This is a genomic window from uncultured Amnibacterium sp. (assembly GCF_964244015.1).
GTDB lineage: Bacteria > Actinomycetota > Actinomycetes > Actinomycetales > Microbacteriaceae > Amnibacterium.
On record NZ_CAXTHO010000005.1, the window covers coordinates 1 to 20,130 of the forward strand.

The 20,130-nt window shown below is 69.3% G+C and carries 18 protein-coding genes and 1 pseudogene; 11 read left to right on the forward strand and 8 right to left on the reverse strand.

Annotated features, from left to right (window positions below; all coding sequences use genetic code 11):
- On the forward strand, positions 1 to 582 hold a 582-nt coding region (locus tag ACFE67_RS01190), incomplete at its 5' end, for a CDP-glycerol glycerophosphotransferase family protein (RefSeq protein WP_375405042.1).
- The gene (locus ACFE67_RS01195; protein ID WP_375405043.1) at positions 582 to 2,282 is read left to right on the forward strand and encodes a hypothetical protein; all 1,701 of its coding nucleotides are present in this window, start codon (positions 582 to 584) and stop codon (positions 2,280 to 2,282) included. The genes ACFE67_RS01190 and ACFE67_RS01195, both read left to right, overlap by 1 nt.
- Positions 2,283 to 2,343: 61 nt before the next feature.
- Here the strand turns inward: ACFE67_RS01195 and ACFE67_RS01200 are convergent, their stop codons facing one another.
- Positions 2,344 to 3,354, reverse strand: a complete 1,011-nt coding sequence (locus tag ACFE67_RS01200; RefSeq protein ID WP_375405044.1) for an alpha-hydroxy acid oxidase — start codon at positions 3,352 to 3,354, stop codon at positions 2,344 to 2,346.
- A 271-nt stretch (positions 3,355 to 3,625) separates the two neighbouring features.
- Here ACFE67_RS01200 and ACFE67_RS01205 point away from each other — a divergent pair, with 271 nt between their 5' ends.
- Positions 3,626 to 4,210 (forward strand): hypothetical protein, encoded by a 585-nt coding sequence (locus ACFE67_RS01205; protein ID WP_375405045.1) that lies wholly within the window; start codon positions 3,626 to 3,628, stop codon positions 4,208 to 4,210.
- Between the two features lie 49 nt (positions 4,211 to 4,259).
- Here ACFE67_RS01205 and ACFE67_RS01210 read toward each other — a convergent pair whose 3' ends face one another.
- The 3 genes and pseudogenes from ACFE67_RS01210 to ACFE67_RS01220 all read right to left on the reverse strand — a co-directional run.
- Positions 4,260 to 5,252 carry a hypothetical protein gene (locus tag ACFE67_RS01210; RefSeq protein ID WP_375405046.1) on the reverse strand — a complete coding sequence of 331 codons (993 nt, stop codon included), beginning with the start codon at positions 5,250 to 5,252 and terminating at the stop codon, positions 4,260 to 4,262.
- Positions 5,253 to 5,339: 87 nt separating this feature from the next.
- Positions 5,340 to 6,095: an SDR family oxidoreductase gene (locus ACFE67_RS01215; RefSeq protein ID WP_375405080.1), complete on the reverse strand. Its 756-nt coding sequence runs from the start codon at positions 6,093 to 6,095 to the stop codon at positions 5,340 to 5,342.
- 18 nt (positions 6,096 to 6,113) lie between these two features.
- A pseudogene (locus ACFE67_RS01220) lies at positions 6,114 to 6,730 on the reverse strand (2-C-methyl-D-erythritol 4-phosphate cytidylyltransferase); the annotation flags it as partial.
- Positions 6,731 to 6,856: 126 nt separating this feature from the next.
- On the opposite strand from ACFE67_RS01220, the gene ACFE67_RS01225 reads away from it, so the two are divergent.
- Positions 6,857 to 8,803: a glycosyltransferase family 2 protein gene (locus tag ACFE67_RS01225; protein WP_375405047.1), complete on the forward strand. Its 1,947-nt coding sequence runs from the start codon at positions 6,857 to 6,859 to the stop codon at positions 8,801 to 8,803.
- Here ACFE67_RS01225 and ACFE67_RS01230 read toward each other — a convergent pair.
- Positions 8,800 to 9,219, reverse strand: a complete 420-nt coding sequence (locus ACFE67_RS01230; protein WP_375405048.1) for a type II toxin-antitoxin system death-on-curing family toxin — start codon at positions 9,217 to 9,219, stop codon at positions 8,800 to 8,802. The genes ACFE67_RS01225 and ACFE67_RS01230 overlap by 4 nt on opposite strands.
- A gap of 91 nt (positions 9,220 to 9,310) precedes the next feature.
- On the opposite strand from ACFE67_RS01230, the gene ACFE67_RS01235 reads away from it, so the two are divergent.
- A complete protein-coding gene (locus ACFE67_RS01235) occupies positions 9,311 to 9,739 on the forward strand; it encodes a hypothetical protein (RefSeq protein ID WP_375405049.1) in 429 nt (142 codons plus the stop codon).
- Positions 9,740 to 9,744: 5 nt separating this feature from the next.
- Here the strand turns inward: ACFE67_RS01235 and ACFE67_RS01240 are convergent, their stop codons facing one another.
- The gene (locus ACFE67_RS01240; protein ID WP_375405050.1) at positions 9,745 to 9,945 is read right to left on the reverse strand and encodes a CopG family transcriptional regulator; all 201 of its coding nucleotides are present in this window, start codon (positions 9,943 to 9,945) and stop codon (positions 9,745 to 9,747) included.
- Between the two features lie 100 nt (positions 9,946 to 10,045).
- Between ACFE67_RS01240 and ACFE67_RS01245 the strand changes: the two genes are divergently transcribed.
- Positions 10,046 to 10,942 carry a beta-1,6-N-acetylglucosaminyltransferase gene (locus ACFE67_RS01245; protein WP_375405051.1) on the forward strand — a complete coding sequence of 299 codons (897 nt, stop codon included), beginning with the start codon at positions 10,046 to 10,048 and terminating at the stop codon, positions 10,940 to 10,942.
- 2 nt (positions 10,943 to 10,944) lie between these two features.
- Here ACFE67_RS01245 and ACFE67_RS01250 read toward each other — a convergent pair whose 3' ends face one another.
- Positions 10,945 to 12,456, reverse strand: coding sequence for a right-handed parallel beta-helix repeat-containing protein (locus ACFE67_RS01250; RefSeq protein ID WP_375405052.1), 1,512 nt, complete (start codon positions 12,454 to 12,456; stop codon positions 10,945 to 10,947).
- A 196-nt stretch (positions 12,457 to 12,652) separates the two neighbouring features.
- The gene (locus ACFE67_RS01255; protein ID WP_375405053.1) at positions 12,653 to 14,101 is read right to left on the reverse strand and encodes a right-handed parallel beta-helix repeat-containing protein; all 1,449 of its coding nucleotides are present in this window, start codon (positions 14,099 to 14,101) and stop codon (positions 12,653 to 12,655) included.
- A gap of 469 nt (positions 14,102 to 14,570) precedes the next feature.
- On the opposite strand from ACFE67_RS01255, the gene ACFE67_RS01260 reads away from it, so the two are divergent.
- The 5 genes from ACFE67_RS01260 (at position 14,571) to ACFE67_RS01280 (ending at position 20,118) form a co-directional block, all read left to right on the forward strand.
- Entirely contained in the window at positions 14,571 to 15,674 is a 1,104-nt protein-coding gene (locus ACFE67_RS01260; RefSeq protein WP_375405054.1) for a hypothetical protein, read from the forward strand.
- Positions 15,671 to 16,057: a hypothetical protein gene (locus ACFE67_RS01265; RefSeq protein ID WP_375405055.1), complete on the forward strand. Its 387-nt coding sequence runs from the start codon at positions 15,671 to 15,673 to the stop codon at positions 16,055 to 16,057. The genes ACFE67_RS01260 and ACFE67_RS01265 overlap by 4 nt, the downstream gene beginning before the upstream one ends.
- A 32-nt stretch (positions 16,058 to 16,089) precedes the next feature.
- A complete protein-coding gene (locus ACFE67_RS01270; RefSeq protein WP_375405056.1) occupies positions 16,090 to 17,133 on the forward strand; it encodes a hypothetical protein in 1,044 nt (347 codons plus the stop codon).
- Positions 17,134 to 17,701: 568 nt separating this feature from the next.
- The gene (locus ACFE67_RS01275; RefSeq protein WP_375405057.1) at positions 17,702 to 18,382 is read left to right on the forward strand and encodes an acyltransferase; all 681 of its coding nucleotides are present in this window, start codon (positions 17,702 to 17,704) and stop codon (positions 18,380 to 18,382) included.
- 512 nt (positions 18,383 to 18,894) lie between these two features.
- Entirely contained in the window at positions 18,895 to 20,118 is a 1,224-nt protein-coding gene (locus ACFE67_RS01280; RefSeq protein WP_375405058.1) for an FAD-dependent oxidoreductase, read from the forward strand.
- Positions 20,119 to 20,130 lie beyond the last annotated feature (12 nt).

Sequence of the window (20,130 nt, forward strand, 5' to 3'; positions counted from 1 at the left end):
CCGACGTGGGAGGGCTTCTTCGACGAGGCGGACTACTCCTCCGTCGCGAGCATCGGGGAGCGGATCGTGCAGGGCTGCCTCGACGCGGGCGCCGACGTGCTCTTCAAGCCGCATCCGCTGACCGGTCACCGCCTGCCCGAGGCCGGTCGCGCGCGGGAGGCGATCGACGACCTCGTCCGCAAGGCCGGCGGCGGCAGCGAGGTCGTGGCGCCGTCCCCGAACTCGCTCTACGAGGCGTTCAACCGCGCCGACCTGCTGATCAGCGACATCTCGAGCGTCATCACCGACTTCCTCGCCTCCCGCAAGCCGTACGCGGTGAGCAACCGGCGGGACGTGCCGGCCGACGAGTTCCGTGCGATGTTCCCCTCCTCCTCCGCTGCGGAGCTGATCGGCAGCGATGTCGCTGCGCTGCCGATCGCGCTGGCCGACGCTGCCGGGGCGGACCCGCGCCGCGCGCAGCGGGAGGCCCTCGCCGAGTACCTCCTGGGGCCGGAGGGGGACCCGATGGTCGTATTCCTTGCGGAGATCGACGCGTTCGTCGCGCGCTCCGACGCCCGCATCGCGCGGCTGGCGGGGGCCTGATGCGCCGCGTGCGGCGGGCCGGGATCACCGCCGGTCTCGGGCTCGCGTACGTGCTGCTGCTCGTGGCGGCGGTCGTGCCGCTGCCGATCCTGTTCCTGCTGGCCGCGGTCGCCGCGGTCGTGCTCGAGCTGGTGCTGTCCCGCCGCGCGCCCTACCTCCTGCCCGAGGTGCTGAACACGGGGCTCGGGATCCGGTTCCGGGTGCTGTCGCTCGACGTGCTGACCGCGATCCTCGCGGCTCGGCTGCTGCCCGATGCGGGCGGGATCGTCGCCCTCGCGATCGTCGCGGTGCTGCTGCTCGCCGCGGGGCGCGACGCCGCCGGGGTGTTCGCGCGCCGGCTGCACTGGCGGCGGGCCGGCGGTCCGGTCAGCTGGCGGAACCTGACCGTGCCGAGCCTCCCGGAGCCGCGCTCGCTCGGCTCCGTGCCCGAGCTGGACCTGCCGTTCACGCTGCTCGGCCTGCTCATCCCGCTCGGCTACGCGATCGGGTCGGTCTCCGACCGGTTCGGTTGGGCGATCCTCGCCCAGTGGGTCGTCATCGGGCTGGTCGTGGTGTTCCTCGCCGTGCGCGTCGGGCAGTACGTCGTCCTGAACCGGCCGAACGACGCGGTGCGGGAGGCGGTCCGCGCGGCGATCGAGCTCGCGAGCCCGGAGGTGGTCATGCACCACGCGGGCCGGCGCGGCACGGTCGATCAGGTGCTGCTCTGGGTGCCCGCGCTGCTCGCGCTCGAGCGGCCCTGCCTGATCGTCGTCCGCGAGCCCACGCACCTCGACGCGCTCGCCGGCTGCGGGATACCGGTCGTCTGGGCGCCGCGCAGCCAGGACGTCGAGCTGTTCATGGTCGCCTCGGTCGACCTGGCGCTCTACCCCTCCGACTCCACGAACATCAACAACCACCTCCTGCGCGTGCCGGGGATCTACGACGTGCTGGTCGGCCACGGCGACTCGGACGAGCCGGAGTCGGGCAGCCCGATCGCGCGGATGTACGACGAGATCTGGGTGGCCGGCCCGGCCGGACGCGCGCGGTACGCGTCCCCGGTCAGCGGCGTGCCCGACACGAAGGTGAAGGAGATCGGGCCGATCCGCCCTCCTGCGCCCACGGCCCGGGAGGCGGGCCCGCGGCCGACGGTCGTCTACGCGCCGACCTGGGAGCACGTGGTCGACGCGACCGACCTCGACTCGCTGCAGTCGCACGGCGCGCAGATCGTGGAGGCGCTGCTGGCGCGTCAGGACGTCCGCACGATCTTCGTCCCTGCCGCACCGACCGGTTCCCGCCTCCCCGCGCTGCAGGTGGAGGCGGACCGGCTGCGGCACCGCATCGCCGCGGCGGGCGCCGATCACGGCACCTGGCCGGCAGAGCGCCTCCCCGAGGCCCTCTCGATCGCGTCGTTCGCGGTCGTCGACGTGTCCCCGGCGCTCGCGGAGGCGGTGCGCGCCGACGTGCCGTTCGCCGTCCCGGCGGTGAAGGACGTCGCGACCTACCCGTCGGTCGCCGCGGGAGCCCTCCTCCGCACCTACCCGAAGGACGTCTTCGCCGCGCTCGACGACGCCCTGGGCGATGACGCGAACGCGGCCGCCCGCCTGGCGCTGGGCCGCCGCCTGGACTCCTCCGGCGACTTCACCGCCCGCTTCCGCGCGGCGGTCGACGCGGCGATCGCGGTCCAGCGCCGCCGCCGCGCGTTCGCCCGCCCCACCGCCTGACCCGCCTCCGGGTGCCTGTCCCGCCCGCCGCGGCAGGCGGGACAGTCACGCAGCGGCGGGTTCAGCGCCGCCCCTGCGCCATCAGGTCGCCGGTGATCTCCGCGAGTGCGGTCGCCCCGGCCAATCGCATCGAGTGTGCGAGCTCGTGCCGGAACGTCTCGAGGGCGCGGGTCACGCCCTGCTCGCCGTCCGCCATCAGCGCGCGGAGGATCGGGCGCCCGACGAGCACGGCATCGGCGCCGAGCGCCAGCGCAGCGAGGACGTCGAGCCCGGACCGGATGCCGCCGTCGACGAGCACGGGCGCCGATCCGCCGATCGCGGCGACCACCTCCGGCAGCGCGTCGGCGGTCGGCAGCGCGCGATCGAGCTGACGGCCGCCGTGATTCGAGACGAGCACGCCCGACGCACCGGCCTCGAGCGACGAGACGGCGTCATCGCCGCGCAGCACGCCCTTGACGAGCACCGGCAGCCCCGTCTCCTGCACGAGGCGGCCGATGAAGGAGAAGTCGATCGTGGGGTCCTGCTCGACATCCGCGGCCACGAGATCCGACCCGGTCTGCGCGCGCAGGTTGCGCAGGTGCGTCTCGGCGACCACGAGCCCGGGGGTGGCGCGTTTCTTCGTGCCCACCACCGGGGTGTCGCCGGTCAGCACGAGCGCCGTCGCTCCCGCGGCGGCGGCACGCCGAGCCAGGTCGAGGGTCAGGGCACGGTTGCGCATCGCGTACACCTGGTACCACCAGGGCCCGCCGAGCGCGGTCGCGACCTGCTCGAGGGGGACCGACGACCGGGCGGAGAGCGTCAGGAGGTTCCCGGCGGCGGCCGTCCCGCGAGCGGTGGCGAGCTCGCCGTCCTCGTGGGCGAGCCCGTGCAGCGCCGAGGGGGCGACGACGACGGGGGAGGGGAGTCGGACTCCCAGCAGGTCGACGGCCGTCGACACCTCGCCGACGTCGCGCAGCACGCGCGGCCGGAAGCGGATCGACCGCCAGGCTGCTTCGTTGGCCTCGAGGGTGGTCTCGGTTCCCGAGCCGCCCTCGTAGTAGTCCGCGACGGACTCGCTGCTCGTCCCACTCACCGGCCTTGTCCCCCTCGTGTTCTGCGGCCCCTCGCGCCTGCGGGTGCGGTCAATTCAAGCGTCTCGACCGCGCGGCCGCCGGGCTGCTCGCGCGATGACCCGCGAAGTGGGGATGGGACGGACCTGTCCGCTGTTCTACGGTCGGGCCAAGCGGTCACCCAGCCGCGATGCCGATGACCCCGCTCGGCGCACGTGCAGTGCTTCCTCGGCGTCGACCAGGTCATCGGTCCGTTCCGGCCGTGCCACGCCGGACGTCCGAAGGAGACCACTCGTGCAGACCGGAACCCGATCCGACGGCACCGACCGAATCGCACCCTGGCGGGGACCGCTCGCCGCTGCGAGCGTGATCGCCGCTGCGGCGCACGTGCCGGTGACCGGTGAACATCTGGAGGAGGCGCTGTACATCGGCGTCCTCTTCATCGCACTGGAGGTGGTGTCCGTCGCGCTCGCCGTCGTGGTGCTGCTCCGCCCGTCCCGCGCCGTGTACGGCACGATCGCCGTCGTCGGAGCGCTCGCCGTGGCGGCGCTGGTCGTCAGCCGCACGATCGGCCTGCCGCTGATCCAGGACGACATCGGGAACTGGACGGAACCGCTCGCGACCGTGTCGATCGTCGCGGAGGCCGTGATGGCCGTCGGAGGCTGGATCGCGGCCGTCGGCCCCGCGTCCTCGCCCGGTCGCACGACGCGATCCGGGCTGGTCGCCGGCTTCATCATCCTCGCACTGGGCATGACCGCGACGGGCTTCGCCGCTGCGGCCGAGACCGCCGAAGCGGATCACGACGTCCCCGGGATGGAGATGGAGATGGAGGGGATGGACATGGGACTGCCCCTCCTCCCGTCCCCCGAAGCCGCCTGACCCGCCTCCGAGTGACTGTCCCGCCCGCCGCGGCAGGCGGGACAGTCACTCAGCGGCGGGTTCTGGGGACGGCCAACCGTGCCTCGGCCGCCCAGTCGGCGAGCGTGGGTCGATGCTCCGCCGGTCTCAGGCCGACTCGATCCAGGATCGGGCGGAGGAGGGTGGGCCGTCGCGCCTCGCTGTAGCCGAAGCGGGCGAGGTCATGGATCTCGGCGCGCACGCGGTCCTCGCGCCACTTCTCCTCGATGACGGCTCGCCCGGCGCCCTGCGGCGCGAACGCCGGGTCGAGGTACTTCTTCAGCCCATCGATCTCGGTGCCGATCCGTCGGCGGCGGTCGTCGGTGTCGAGCACCCCCGCAAGCCCCTTCGCATCCCAGACCTCGTGCTGCAGCTCCTGCGGCTCCATGCCGAGCTCGAAGAAGCTGACCCGACCCTCCGACTCGGCAGCCGATTCGGCTCCGGGGTGTGCGAACGCGACGACATCGCCGATACGCCCACTCGCGCGGCGCAGGCCGGCCAGGTCGACGGCCTGCTCGAGGAGCGCCCTCGGGAGGCCCGCACTCAAGGCGCCGTCGGCCGTCAGGACTCCCGCGCGGAACGGCGCAGCACCGGCGATGTCGACCACGGTTCTGGCCGAGCCGGTGACCAGCAGGTCGCCCACCTCCACCACCTCCTGTCGACCGAGGTGGAACGCGTGCACGGCGACACCGTCGATGCCGCGCCGCCGGTCATCCGGTGCCGTGACGTGCACCTTGGTGAGCCGCTCATCGACCATGGGCAGTGCGAGGATCGCGCCCGCTGTCCAGTGCGAGAAGACCGGGCGCTCCGCGGCGACGGCGTCGAACGCGCGAGCACGAAGGGCGTGCCGGGCGAGCTCGCGCTGCCAGCCCTCGCCGGCGTTCCAGTCCACGGCGGGCACGGTGACGCCCTGGCGCAGTCTGACCAGCAGACCTCGCTCCACATCACGCGAGATCGAGCGTCGCTCCGTGACCCCCAGCGATCCGTTCTTCACGACGATCAGCTCGACGGTCCAGGGATCCATGGTCGCCACCCTCGCGTGCCGAGGAGGGTCGTGGGGCGGTCCGACCTGGGGAGGAGCGGATTCCGGGCTCTCGCCCGCGCACCGGGCTCAGGTGGGCTGCGGGGCCGCGTCGCGGCGACGCACGTCCACGATCTGGCCCGTCACGGGGGAGAGGAGGGTGTCGAGCGACGCCATCGCGACCGTCTCGGCGGCGAGGAGGGTGCCGGTCGGCTCCTCGCCGAACGCCTTCGTGCGCATCCCGGTCGCCGTGCGCTCCGGGTTGATGCAGTTCACCCGCACGCCCGCCTCCGCCCACTCCTCGCTGAGGGACTGGGTCAGGTTCACGGTCGCGGCCTTCGTCGCCGAGTACATGCCGTAGTTCGCCCGCCCCCGCGTGTAGGAGGAGGAGGTGAAGAACAGCAGCTGCCCCTTCGTCTCCTTGAGGTGGGGGAGCGCCTCCTGGGCGATGATGATCGGCCCGAGCAGGTTCACCTGGATCGTCTTCTTCACGGCCTCGTGGCTGAAGGTCTCGAGCCCGCCGAGCTCGAGGATGCCCGCGCAGTTCACGACGTAGTCGATGCGGCCGCTCTGCCGCCTCGCCTCCTCCAGCGCCGCCTTGACGCGCTTGCGCTTGCGGATGTCCGTGCCGGTGGAGGAGCGCGAGTACGAGAACACCGAGGCCCCGAACCGCTGCGCCGCGTCGGCGATCGCGGCGCCGATGCCCTCGCTGCCGCCGAAGACGACGACGGTCTTGCCGGTCAGCGCGGCCTCGCGCTCGGTGCTGGACAGCCCCTCCGCCTCCGCGGACTTCAGCTGGAACAGCTTGTCGGCGATGAACACGTCGATCGACTCGGTGATCTTCATGTTCTCGTCCGAGCCGGCGACGACCGCGATCGGCACGTCGGGCGTGTACTTCAGCACCACCGTGCAGTCGTCGGTCGCGACGAAGTTGCGGTCCTTGCCCGCGCGCTCGTAGGCCGCCCGGATCGCGGAGTTCAAGAACGCCTGCGGCGTCTGCCCGCGCCGCAGCAGGGCGCGCGGCGGCACGTGTTGATCTGGATGATCGTGTCGGCGGAGGGGATCGCGACGTCGACGGCGCCGTAGTGGTCGAGCGCGTCGACGCAGTCCTGCAGGATCCGCTCGTCGACGAACGGCCGCACCGCGTCGTGGAACAGGACCTTGCACTCGTCCTCGCCCAGCTGCTCGAGCGCGAGGCGCGTCGTGTCGTTGCGGGTCGCGCCGCCCGGGTGCACGCTCTTCAGCTTCGGGTAGCGGCCGGAGGCGATCAGGTCCTCGACGGCCGACATGTGGTTGGGCTCCATCATCACGAAGATCTCGTCGATGCAGGGCGCCGAGTCGACCGCCGCGATGGTGTGCTCGATGATCGGCTTGCCGGCGATGCGGGCCAGCTGCTTCGGCATCCCGAGGCCCGCACGCACACCGACGCCGCCGGCGAGGATCACCGCCACCGTGCGCAACCGCTGCTTCGTCGTAGCCATGCCCTGGATCGTAACCGGGCCCCATCCCGCGCACTCGGACCTGGAAGGCGGGGCAGGGATTCCCAGGCGCTCCGACGCGGCTGGGTAGCCTGTCGGGGCAGTTCCGGCGACGGAGGAGGAGGAGCCGTGCAGCCACGGGTGAGCGTCGTCATCGCGGCGTATCAGCCCGGCGACGGCTTCGATCGGGTGATGGCGTCGCTCGACGCGCAGACCCTGCCGCAGGACCAGTTCGAGCTGATCGTGGTCGATGACGGATCGCCGGACGACACGGTCGAGCGCCTCCTGGCCCGCGCCGCGACCCGCCCCAACATGCGGGTGGAGCGGATCGAGAACTCCGGCTGGCCCAGCCGGCCGCGGAACATCGGCACCGACCTCGCGACGGCGCCGTACGTCTTCTACATGGATCACGACGACTCGCTGTACCCCGATGCGCTGCAGCGCCTCGTCGACTACGCGGCCGAGACCGGCGCGGACGTCGTCAGCGCGAAGGAGGCCCAGACCAGGTCGGTCTGGTGGGGCACGTCGCCGTTCCGGCACGGCAACATCCCGAACGTGGTGCCGTCCGGCGACATCCACCAGCTGATGCCGATGATCCCGCACAAGCTGTACCGCCGGGCGTTCCTCGCCGAGCACGGCATCCGCTTCCCGGAGGGGCGGCGGCAGCTGTGGGAGGACATCTTCTTCAACATCCAGGCGTGGCGGCACGCGACGGTCATCGCCCTGCTCGCCGACACCCAGGTCTACCTCTGGCATCTGACGAAGGCGAACAACTCCAGCACGTACGGCCCGGGCGGCATGGAGTTCTGGGACCGGATGGATCTGCTGCTCGAGTTCATCGACCGCACGCTCGACGGTGCGGAGTTCGCGCGCGCGCACCAGGACGAGGTGCTGCACCAGTGGCGCTCCCGCGCCCTCAAGCGGTTCGCGAAGCTCGCCGGGACCGCGGAGGACGACCGCCCGGCCACCACCCTCCCGCGCGCGCAGGCCGTGCAGGCGAAGTACATCCCGGAGGAGGTCGAGCCGCTGCTGGGGATGGTGAGCCGCCCCTACTCCGCACTGACCCGCTCCGGCAGCATCGAGCTGCTCGGCGAGCTGTGGAAGCTCGACCAGCAGATGGCCGGGCGATTCACCGCCTTCGACGCGCGCTGGACCGCCGGCGTGCTCGAGGCGGACGTGGTCGCGCGCTGGACCGGCCCGGACGGGAAGCCGCTGCGGCTGACCCGTCGCGACGGCCGGATCCTCCGGGACCTGCCGGCCGGGATCGCGGCCGCGCTGCCGCCGGAGGCGCTCGACGTCACGGACACGCTGGAGACGTTCGTGCTGCGCGTCGGCGTGCACTCCCGGACCGAGCATGTGACATGGGACCTCCCGGTCACGGGTGCGACGACGGCCTGGGAGCCGCTCGGGCCGGGCATCGTCACGCCGGTGTCCCGCGGCCGCGTGGTGATCGATGTCGAGCGGGCCGGCGGCGGCCGACCGCTGGCGCCCTCGGTCTGGGAGATCACGGGGATGATCCAGTGGGATGACATCTCCCGCAGCCAGGGCCTGCGCATCAAGGTGAAGGCGATGCCCGCGCTGCCGGCAGGCAGGCCCACGGTCGCGTACACGAACACGTCGGGGACGCTGGCGATCGACCTGATCGGGCGGGCGCGGAACCTGGTCGCCGAGGGCGGGCCGGCCGGCGGGCCGGTGCAGGGGAGGGTCCGATCGTTCGTCCTCCCGCTGCCGAAGGTGCAGACCTGGGTGCCGCAGCGGACGCCCGCCACGATCCGGTTCGAGACCGATCGCGCGGCGGGCCACAGGGTGCAGGCGGAACTCGTCGCCGACGCGGCGGGTGTCCGCCTCGAGGGCGGGGGACCGGTCCCGCCCGGGCGCTACCGGCTCGCCTTCCTCCTCCCGGACGGCGTGGACCGCGTCACCCGGTGGTCGGCCCACGTCACCCGCCGAGGCGACCTGACCCTGACCGACACGAAGCTGCGGCCCTCGCGCTCGACGATCGCGGGCGCGAAGGCCGAGGTCCGGCGGATCGCGGCCGGCGTCCGCCGCCGGATGCAGCGCCGGCTCGGCCGCTAGCCCTTCGCGGGGCCGATACGGGTGTGGAGGCGGTGGGCCAGCTCGTTCGTAGCCAGGTAGCCCTGCTGCACCTCGCGCAGCAGCGAGAAGATCTCGTTGTCGCTGAACTGCACGGACCTGCCGTTCAGCTCGAGGAAGACGTTGGTCGCGAGCCAGGCGAGCCGCTTGTTGCCGTCGAAGAGGGCGTTGCTGCGGGCGAGGCTCTCCATGAACGCCGCGGCCTTCATCGCGAGCGGCGTGTAGACCTCCATCCCGCGGTACTTCAGCGCAGGCCGGTCGACGGCCCCGATCAGCAGCCCGAGATCCCGGACCGCCTCGCGGAGGGGGGACTCGCTGAACATCTCGACGATCTGCACGACGTCGTCGATGGAGAGGTACTCCGTCTGCGCGACGCGCTGCGCGTACGGATCGGACACACGACTCCAGACGGACCGGCGGGCGGAGAGCGCGTCCTTCGGGGAACGCTGCACCAGGGTACCCAGCGGCGGGGTGCGGCAGGATCGACGGATGGGCGAGGCGGGGGACTGGCAGCGTCTGTGTGCGCTGCTCGACGACGACGAGTCGGTCTGGGAGGCGGTGGAGGCGGCGCTGCAGGACGGCGAGGACCCGTGGGACGCCCTGATCGGGGGGCTCGACGACGCGGGAGCGCTCGCCTACCTGCAGGCTGACGACACCGGGATGGAGCTCTCGGACGCGCTGGCGCAGCTGCCGCGGGTGTTCGCCCTGCAGCCGGACCTGGACGAGGTGACCGACACCGACGACCTCGTGGCGGCGACGGCAGCGGCTGATCGCATCCTGTCCGCCGCGGGCCTGCGGATCGTGCGGCTGGTCGAGGAGGAGGACGCCTGGCCGGTCGCGGTCGTAGCGGCGTCAGGCGTTGCTGAGATCGTTCGGCTGGCCCACGGGACCGGTCATCAGGTGATCGAGGGCGGGTAGCTCGTTCAGGCCTGTTCGAGTCGGCTGAGCAGGTCGTCGTACTGGGAGATCAGACGCCGAGTGGTGCGCTGCACGAACTCCGGGTGATTCCGCTTCGGTGCGGCCAGATCGATGGCCTGCGCGGCCGCCTGGTTCTTGCTCACCCTGAATTGGCGCGCCAGGCGGGCGAGGGTCTCGTCCTCGGCGGGGCTGAGTCGAAGCGTCATGGCCATACCCTCAACCTAGGATTGAGGTCGAGGGTTCTATGGAGCGCCACGCCGGTGCGGCTGCCGCGTCCAACCCGTCGCCGTCTGTGATCTGATCGTCGTGTCGGTCCCGCAGACCCGGAAGGATGCCGTGCGCGTCGCCTACCTCCTGATGGTGCACCGGAACCCCGACCAGGTGGCGGCGCTGCTGCGGGCGCTGCCGGCGGATTCCCCGGTGTTCGTGCACATCGACGCCCGCGTGCCGCGCCGGAGGTTCGCGGCGCTGTCGGCGCTGCAGGAGGTGCGGCCGTTCACGCTCGTGCGGCGGCACCGCTGCTACTGGGGCCGGATCGGGATGGTGCGCGCCACGCTCGAGCTGACCCGGGCGGCGCTCGCCTCCGGGACCGACTGGCAGTACGCGTCGCTGCTCTCCGGCGCCGACTACCCGATCGCCTCCAACGAGGCGATCGCCGAGTTCCTCGAGGAGCACGCCGGGCAGGAGTTCCTCTCCTTCTGGGACATGCGGGCCGAGTCGAATCCGTGGAGGCACTCGCCCGGCCGGATGCAGGCCGATGCCCGCGTCGACCGGCAGTACTTCGGCGCGGGTCGCCGCATCGTGCGCGCGCCGTGGCGGAGGTCCATGCCCGGCGGCCTGCACCCCTACGGCGGTGCGCAGTGGTGGACGCTGACGCGGCAGGCGCTGGAGTTCGTGGTCCGGTTCACGGATCAGCATCCCCGCTACCTGCGCTTCATGCGCGGTGTGTTCGTGCCGGACGAGTGCTTCGTGCAGACGGCGCTCGGCAACTCCCGCTTCAAGGCCGCGATCCCGGGCGACGACCTGCGCTACGTGGACTGGAACCGGCCCGAGCCGCCGCACCCCGCGATCCTGCGCTCGGAGGATGTGGAGGTCCTCGGCGCGAGCGGCAAGCTCTACGCCCGCAAGTTCGATCTCGGGGTCGATCCGGAGGTGTTCGCGGCCGTCGACGCGCGCCTTCGCGGCGCGACCCCCGTCGGCTGAGCTCAGCCCACGGCTCCGCGCGGCGGGCGCTTGGCGTCGATCCGGTCTGCGAAGAAGTCTGCGCGCACCGCGCGGGAGATGGCCGTGCCGGCCGGGTCCTTCTTCGGCGACGACGGTTGGTAACCACGCAGGGTCGTCATCCCCGTTCCGCCGGAGCCAGGGGCTCGCAGGCCGGGGTCGGACCGCTTCGTGCCGCTGCCCTTCGGCTCGCTCGAACCGTGCACACCGACGAAGGTGTTGCTGCTCGCCTTCACCGATGTCGGCCATGCGTAGGAGGGGTTGGCCGTGTTGTAGACGAGGTTGTTGAAGAAGCGGATGTCCGAGCCGCCCGTGCCGCCGAAGGTCCTCGCGACCTGCCCGCCCGCCTTCTTCGAGATGGAGACCGTGTTGTTGTAGATGGAGGTCCCGTTCGCGGGGATGCTGCCGATGAAGGTGAATGCGCCGAGCCGGTTGTCCTCGAAGATGTTGAACCGCACGGTCGCGTTCGTCGAGCCGCAGATGAGGATGCCGCCGCCGTCGTTGTCGTGGGCGTAGTTGTACTCGACGACCGTGTCCCTGGCGGAGATGTCGATGTCGAAGCCCTCGCCGTCGCCGCCGGGCTGCTTGGTCCCGTACGCCTCGTTGTGGTCGATCCGCACGCCCTTCGACGACCCGGTCCACACGCCGGCGTTCGCCGTCCGGGGGCTGACCCCGCCGCAGTCGGGACAGGGCCATTCGTCGTTGGCGTTGGAGCTGACGTTGTGGTCGATACGGCCGGCGGTCGCGCCGAGCATGACGATGCCGTCGCCGCGGGTGTGGTCGACCCGGTTGCCGGTGATCCGCGGGCGGACATCGCCGCCCGTGTCCCACGAGATGTTCGTGGTGATGATGCCGGTGCGCCCCACCCGGGAGATGCGGTTGTCCTTGATCAGCAGGTCGGTGAAGCCGCCGACGAGCCCGGGCATGGTGATCGCGGAGATCCCGCCGAACGAGCGCGAGCCGTTGAAGTCGTCGGACATGCTGCTGACGACGTGGTCGATGGTCAGCCGCTGGACGACGATGCCGCGCAGCTGCCCGCCCGAGCGGTTCAGCAGCATCACACCGGACCGGTAAAACGGAGTCGTCGCATCACCGTTCGTGTTCGTGACGTGCAGGTCCTGCACCGTCCACCACTGCTGGTCGGTCAGCTGCACGCCGCCCTCCCATGTGCCGGTGCCGCCGCCTGCGATGGTCGGCTTCGCACCGGACCCGTAGGCGTCGACGACGACCGGCTTGCCCGCCGCGCCGTTGCCGGCGGGTACGAGCTGCCCGGCGCACGTCGTGCCGCGCCTGAACAGGATCCGGTCGCCGGGCGCGAACGCCCCGTGCTCGTTGACGGCGGCGGTCGAGTTCCACGGCTGTGCGGAGGAGCCGGAGCCCTGCCGCGGCGAGGCGCAGTCGACGTAGAAGGTGCCGGAGGCGGCCTGCGCGGAGGCGGGAACGAGCGATGATCCGACCGCGAGCGCAGCGGCGATCGCAAGTGCGTGGGGGCGCACGGGTTCTCCTTGGGTGAGGAGCATGCGGCCGAGTTCGGGTTCGGCCGCACGTCAGGTTGTACTCAGCGGCCGTTCGGGGGACAGCTGCGCGGTGGGTGCGGCCATAGTGATGGAGGCGGGTACCTCGCGCAAGACCCCAGTCTTCAGAGAACGACGAAGGCCCCTCCTGCGCACAGGAGGGGCCTCCGTCGTTCGGCTACTTGATCGCGGCGCCTCGCGGCGGGCTCTTGGGATTGATCGTGTTCCCGAAGAAGTCCTTGGTCACGCCCTTCGGAATCGCGATACCCCTCGGGTCGTCCTTCGGCGACGAAGGGTGGTACCCGCTCAGCGTCTTGAACCCGTTTCCGCCGTTGCCGGGACCGCGCAGGATCGCCGTGTCGAAGATCGTCCCGTTCCCACGCGGCTCACCAATTCCGTGCGTGCCGACCACCGTGTTGTGGCTGCTCTTGTAGGGCGCCGGCCACACGTAGTAGCCCCAGCCCATGTTGTAGATCAGGTTGTTGAAGAAGTTGATTCCCTTGCCGCCGCCGTCTCCCTGAGTGTGCACCACCTGAGAACCGTTCTTCATCGATGTGTACACGGTGTTGTTGTAGATGCGAGTGTTGGTGGCGGGGATGCTCCCGATGAAGATGAAAGCTCCGCGGCTGTTGTTCTGCAGTACGTTGAAACGTGCCTTGGCTTTGTTGGACCCGCAGAATAGAATTCCGCCGCCCTCATTGTCGTGCGCGTAGTTGTACTCGAACACGACGTTCTCGGTCTGGCCATCAGCGTCGAACGCGACACCGTCGCCGCCCAGCCTCTTCATGCCGTACACCTCGTTGTGGTCGATCTGCACGTCCGAACTGCGCGCCGGCCAGATCCCGGCGTTCGCGGTGTTCGGGGTGATCCCACCGCAGAGAGGGCACGGCCACTCGTCTCCGGCGAAATCGACCACGTTGTGATCGATTCGTGCGTGCTTCGCGCCGAATATCACGATTCCGTCACCCCGAGCATGGCTCACACGGTTGCCGGTGATCCGGAGGTCTTGGTTGAACGTCGTTGGATATTCCCAGCCCATGACCGCGATACCTGTCCGCCCGACGTGCGATACCACATTGTTGCGGATCTGTAGACCCGGGAACGAGTCTCCGGTCACGCCGCCAACCGCAACCGTGATTCCGCCCCACTCACGCGAGCTGCCCTTTTTTTCGTTCGGTGCACTCGCGACGTTCTCTACCTTGAGGCGCTGCACGAGAATCCCCGGAAGCACACCGCCGTCCTGATTTCTGATGGAGACCCCTGCGCGGTAGGTCTGGGTCGAGGTGCGTCCGTTGGTGTTCGTGATGTGAAGGTCCTGGATCGTCCACCACTGCTGATTGCGCAAGTCGACCGCTGCCGTGAAGTTCGGAGTGCCCCCTCCAGCGATCGTCGGTCTTGCGCCAACGGATCCCCACTTGCCGATCGTGATCGGGGCGCCCCTCGCACCGTTGCCCTTCGGGTGTAGTCGACCGCGGCACGTGGTGGCGCGCTTGAACAGGATCTGGTCACCGGGCTTGAACGCTGCATGTGCGTTGACGGTGGCGAGCGATCGCCATGCCTTGGAAGTGGTCGAGCCGTCGCCCCCTGACCTCGCCGCACAGTTCACGTAGTACGTCGTGTTGGTCATAGTCGTAGAGGCTCGGGGTTCCGGCGCTGCGAGTGCAGGCGCGGCGGCCTCACCTACGAGCGCGGTGCAGAGCGCGGCGATGATCGCAGTGTGTCGGAGGCGGATGATGAGGTCTCCTGATGATCGGGACCGCCGGGTCGACGGTAGCCAGAAGGATGCAAGAAGGTCGCGAATCATCCCGGTGGGACTCGCCGCCAAGGACGATTCCGCCACGTTGGCAGGTCTCGTGTCCGGCCGATAGATCCCCGCTCGGGGGCGACCCGGATCTCGTCCTCGACGCTCTACTCGCGGGGCCGCGTCGCGGTGCGGTGAGCGCCTGGACCATGACGAAGCGGGCACCGGCATCAACGCGCGGTCCGGAGTACGAGGCGGCCCGGGTATCGGTGACGTCGGCAACCACGACACTCCGCGCGAGTGGAAGGCCGCGCGCTGCCTGCGACCTACAGTGACCCTCAAACGAGGGGGTGGCATGACAATGGGCGCTGTACTGCAAATGTCGAAGAGGAATGCCGCGATCGCCCTCGGCGTACTGTCTCTGCTCTATCTGGTGTCGACCACCTACGCGGCGTTGAACGGGACCCACGTGTGGCGTCAGTCGGACGCTTTCGCGCAAATCATGAGCTTCCTGGGCGCGAAGAGCATGGAGCCGTTGCAGCTCTTCAACCAGCCCGCGACTATGTTCGACACGCCAATCTACGAATGGCTCGCGGCCACGTTGAGCCGGATCACCTCGAGCGATCCCCTCGTCTCCGCTCGACTCGTGAACGACCTTTTCTGGTGCGTGTTCCTCTTGTGCGGTTACCGGGTGACCGAGCGCATCGTTTCGGGTGCTGGGCTGTACTTCGTGTTCCTGGCCGCGACCTCGCCCGTATTCCTCCAGTACTTCGCGGCTCCGATTCCGGACGGTATGGCTCTCGCTCTCTCAATCGCCGCCATCGATGTGATGGCGACGTCGGTGCGTGCGCTCCAGCTTTTCTCAGCCTCCTTGCTCTTCATCGTCGCGGCACTGATCAAGTCACCGATACCCTTCGTGATAATCGTCTTCTTCGTTGTCAGCACAGCGGTGACCGCGCTGTCTGAGCGAGGCGTGCGCGGTCTCCTGCGGCACTGGCCGATGGTCATACCCCTCGCGGCCGCAATGGGGGCGACGGTTGCAGCGGAGGTCATCCGCAAGATCGTGACGCACAGTACGCCTGCAGGTGAAGCCGCCAACTTCACCTGGTACTTCGGCACGGGATCCACTCGCCTGCAGCAGTACTACTGGCAGACGATGCTCGACCGCGCAACCGCGAGCTTCGCCAGCCCGGCCCTGGTCGCAGTGGTGCTCTTGGGTCTCGTGGTCCTTCTCGCCTGCGCGCCCCATGACTTCGCTCGTCTCGTGCTGCCGCCCGCGGCGGGATTCTTTGCGGGCTGGCTGGTGTTCGCAAATGTGTTTCTCTTGCACGACTACTACGAGATGGCGGTTTCAGCCCTGCTGATGATCGGGAGCGCGCTGGCGCTCGAACTCCTCGCTCAGCGGGCCAGGGCTGCGATCGCCGTGCGCGGCTTGGGTCTGAACTTGAGTACGACGTGAGGTACCTCGGTCTGGCCGCCGTGATTAGTGGAGCCCTGCTGATCGCACTTGCTCCCAAGCAGAACCTGCCGGCTGTTGCGTCCGACTCCGATGTGCTGACCTACGCCCTTTCTGGGCAGAGGGAGATCCTGTATGTGTCCGACAACGCCTCCAATCCAGTGATCGGCGGTCTCGCTCGGACTCCGTCCGTGCCGATCAGCAGAGCGGAGTTCGAGTCGGGCTGCGACCGTTGGCTCATCCGCTTTCATGCTGTCGTCACTGACGGCGACTCGGCCTGCCTGCGCGCACATCGGGACGACGCGACCACCTACCTGCGCGGTGGTCCGTACGAACTCTCAGAAGCCGGATTCACGCTCTACGTCGCTGGAGAGGAAGGGCGGTGAACGCTCCGAATCTCCCCCGACAGGGTCGAGCGGTGATCGCACTGGTCGGGCTGACCGGCGCGTGTGCGACGGGCGCCTATGCCGTCCGCCCGGACCTCGTGCCGGGTGGGTTCCACGGTGTCGACGTCTTGCTCGTCCTTGCTGGCTGGTCAACGGTTCGACGTCTGCGAGACGGGCGGGCGTTGCCGACCGCAGGTCATGCGGCAGCGGTCGTCGCAGCGATCTGCGTCATGGCAGCCGTAGCGGCAGTGGTCCTCGAGCGCGGCGCGAATCGGACCCATGACGCATTGGGCATTCTCGCCGCGATCACGGGCAGCCTGAATTGGGTACTCCAGTCGGGCTTCGAAGTGCCCGGCTCCTACGCGACTATCGTGCAGAACCTGTGGCTGGCTGACGCGGTCGCGCAGCTCGCGCTGGTGACCACACTCCTCCTCCTTCTGCTGGCGAGGACAGCTCCCAATGCGGACCGAGCCGCGATTCGGCTCGCGGCCGTGGCCGCCGTGCTGTCCTTCGCCTACGCGGCGACTCCGGGCGTCTACCTTCCCTTCAACGGTTACTTCGCGTTTGCGTCCCGCGGCTGGGAGTTCGCAATCGGATGTCTCGTCGCACTGGTGGCTGCGCGGGCCCGAGATCCGCGCGGACGTCTGGGCGGAGCTGTGGCACTTGTGGGTCTGGCCGGGACGATCCTCTGCGCCTTCGTTGTCCCGCCGTCGGCGACCAACAACGCGTCCTGGTGGGCCATCCCCTTAGTGGCCTGCGCGGTTGCGATGACGGCAGGGGCAGAGCAGTGGGAACGAGGTCTCGACTCGAACGACGGTCCGCTGCTGCGCGCGCTCGCCGCGCTCCCGCTGCCGCTTTCTCTCACTCCGGGTATTGTCGTCGGGGCACTTCTTTACGTGACGGGGCCCATCTGGATTCCGGGTTCGAATGTCGTTCGCGACATCTCCGCGGTACTCCTGTCACTCCTGTCCGCTGTCGTCGCACTCGTGTTCGCGCGCGTACTGACCGGCGCCGTGCGAAGCCTTCGCTTGCGTTCGACCGTTGACGCAGGCGCGCTTCGGGAGCGCTCGGCCTGACTCCTTGCGTTCGTTGTATGCACGCCTGCCGTGTAGCTCTCCCGCAGCAGGCGACAAATGTGCGATGGGTCTGCAATGAGCCCAGACGGACACATCGGCATACGCCCGTGGGTCGCAGTGAGTTGCTTCGTCGGAGTCTGCCCTTCCGTGCGCGATCGGCGTACGCAGTTCGTCGGGCAATTCGCACTCGGCGTGACGGCCAGGATGTTGAGCGGGACCGGCGCACGATCGATTCCAGTGATAGCGCGGCATACGTAACTCGAGTCCGTCAACTCGGCGCGTTTGCTGGCGAGAGGGAAGTCGAGCAGGCTGCGGTCTTCCCCCCGCGGGCGTCGAGCGCGGCAGGTACCGGTTCAGCCTCGGGGTGCACCCTGGTCGAATTCATTCGCCCTGCGCCGGGTGCGTTGGTTCGGCCGAGAAGTGCTTCTCGATCGGCGTGCCTCGAACGGATTCACCGATCGCGACCACAGGCTTGGTCGAACTCGAACATTCGCTCGACCAATTAGGAGCAGGACGTGGCAGCCACTATGGGACAACGCGTACTCGCCGACTACCCGGGAGTAGCTCGATGACCGCCATGGACCCCGGCCTCGAGCACGGCGGAACGAGATCACAGGATGAGGGGGTGGCTCCTCGGCGGCTTCGACGCATGGGTCTGCTGGGAGTGACGTCAAAGGCTTCGACCTGGTACTGGCTCGCCAAGACCCGCTTGTATTTCAAGCCTCAGTTCGCAGCTCTGGGCGAGGGTTCGGTCATCCGGAATCCATTGCTCATTCGCAATCCTGCCGGAATCTCCATCGGCCGCGATGTGAGTATTCGGGACGGGGCGCGCCTCGAAATTATCGATCGGCAGGGGCTGCCGGGGGGTCGCCTTTCCATCGGCGACGGGGTCAATATCGAGCAGGACGTGCACATCGCGGCCTGCGACGACGTCGTGATCGAGGACCTTGTCTGCTTCGCCGCCCGCTGTGCGATCGTCGATACCAATCATCCCGCGAACACCGAGGGGAACCGTGCGTCGGCCGTGTCGTCGGAGCGATCCTTCGTGCGGATCGGGAGGCGCGTGTTTCTCGGCGTTGGTGTTGTGGTGCTGCCCAACGTCACGATCGGCGAGAACAGCATCATCGGCGCGAATTCGGTGGTGGCGAAAGACATCCCACCCAATTCCGTTGCCGTGGGTGCGCCCGCGCGGGTCATCAGGACGCTCGCCGCCCCAGCCTCGGGCGAGACGTCGGAGAATCGCGGCTGACGGCTGACGGGTACTGCGCACCAGCAATGCGGTCGAGCACGAGTGGCGCCTGCGAGATGCGAGCAACAGCGCGCCGGCTCTACACGCTGCGAACGACCTGGGAGATTTCGAGTGCGCTCGAGGCGCTCCAGGCGTGAAGGATCTGGCGAACGGCGGCTCGCCGATCTTGAGTGCGAAGCCGGCTACGCACGTGGGACAGCGGCAGACCGACCGCTCCAGACGAGGCGGACCACGCCGGTCAGCTGATCGGCTGCACCCCAGTCACCAGGCGAGGTGGGCGGACAGGGGTGAGGATGGCGGCACGGCGATCTGCGCCTCACATGGCCGCTCCAGGCCGAGCCGCCGTCCGCGCTTTACGCGACGACGCGAATGGCCGGTCCGCGCCGCGCCGCGTGCCGTCGCCCTCGATTGAGGGCCAACCTCTATCGTTCGGCGCGATGCGCACTATGAGCTCCTGGGGTCTCCTCACGAAGGAACCACACACCGTCGTCCCCCTGACCGACCGCCGTGCCGTGCCCGACGCGATGCGCGTCGATGGCGCGGGCGTCGCCTACGGCGCCGGCCGCAGTTACGGCGACGTCGACTTGAACGCTGGCGGAGTGCTGTGGGACATGCGGGGCCTCGACCGATTCATCGCCTTCGATGACCAGACGGGCGTCCTGCAGGTCGAGGCGGGCCTGCTCATCAAGGAGATACAGGACCTGCTCATCCCCCGCGGGTGGAAGCTCGCAGTCACTCCGGGGACGCAGCTGATCACGGTCGGTGGAGCGATCGCGAACGACATCCACGGGAAGAACCATCACAGCGACGGCAACTTCGGCCATCACGTGCTGGGCCTCACATTGGCCCGCACTGATGGTGAGCTCATCGACTGTGGCCCCGATCTCGAGCCGGAACTCTTCGCCGCGACCATCGGCGGGATGGGACTCACCGGGGTGATCCTCGCGGCCACGCTTCGACTGCAACCTGTCGCCGGCCCCTGGATCGACGCCGAGGACATCGTGTTCGAGACCATCGAAGATTTCTTCCGGCTCTCGGAGGAGTCGGACCGGACCTGGAAGCACAGCGTCTCGTGGGTCGACTGCACCACCGACAGTGGGCGGCGCGGCATCTTCAGCCGCGGCAACCCCTCGACCGAGCAGAGGCCCGCCGTGCGCCGCGACCTGCCCCTCGGCATTCCGATCACGCCGCCGCTCTCGATGGTGAACGGGCTGACGCTGCGCGCATTCAACAGGGCCTACTTCGCGATGAAAAAGCTGCGCAGCGGGCGGGCGCTCGTCGACTATCGGTCCTTTTTCTACCCGCTCGACGGAATCCGTACTTGGAACCGTATGTACGGCCCCGCCGGGTTCTTCCAGTATCAGAGCGTCATCCCGCGGGAGGGCGCGGTAGAGGCGACGAAGGAGATGATGGGAGAGATCGCGCGGTCCGGCGACGGTTCCTTCCTCGGCGTACTGAAGACATTCGGGGACAAGCCGTCGCTCGGGATGCTGAGCTTCCCGCAGCCCGGCGTGACGCTGGCACTTGATTTCCCCAATCGCGGCGAGCGCACAGAGCGGCTCTTCCGGCGGCTCGACTCGATCGTCGACTCCGTCGGCGGTCGCTTGTACGCCGCGAAGGATGCGCGGATGAGCCGCGAGATGTTCGAGCGCGGGTACCCGCGGCTCGGCGAGTTCGACGCCTACCGGGACCCGGGCATCAGCTCGGAGCTGTCCCGTCGACTGACTGGGAAGTGACATGACAGTTGT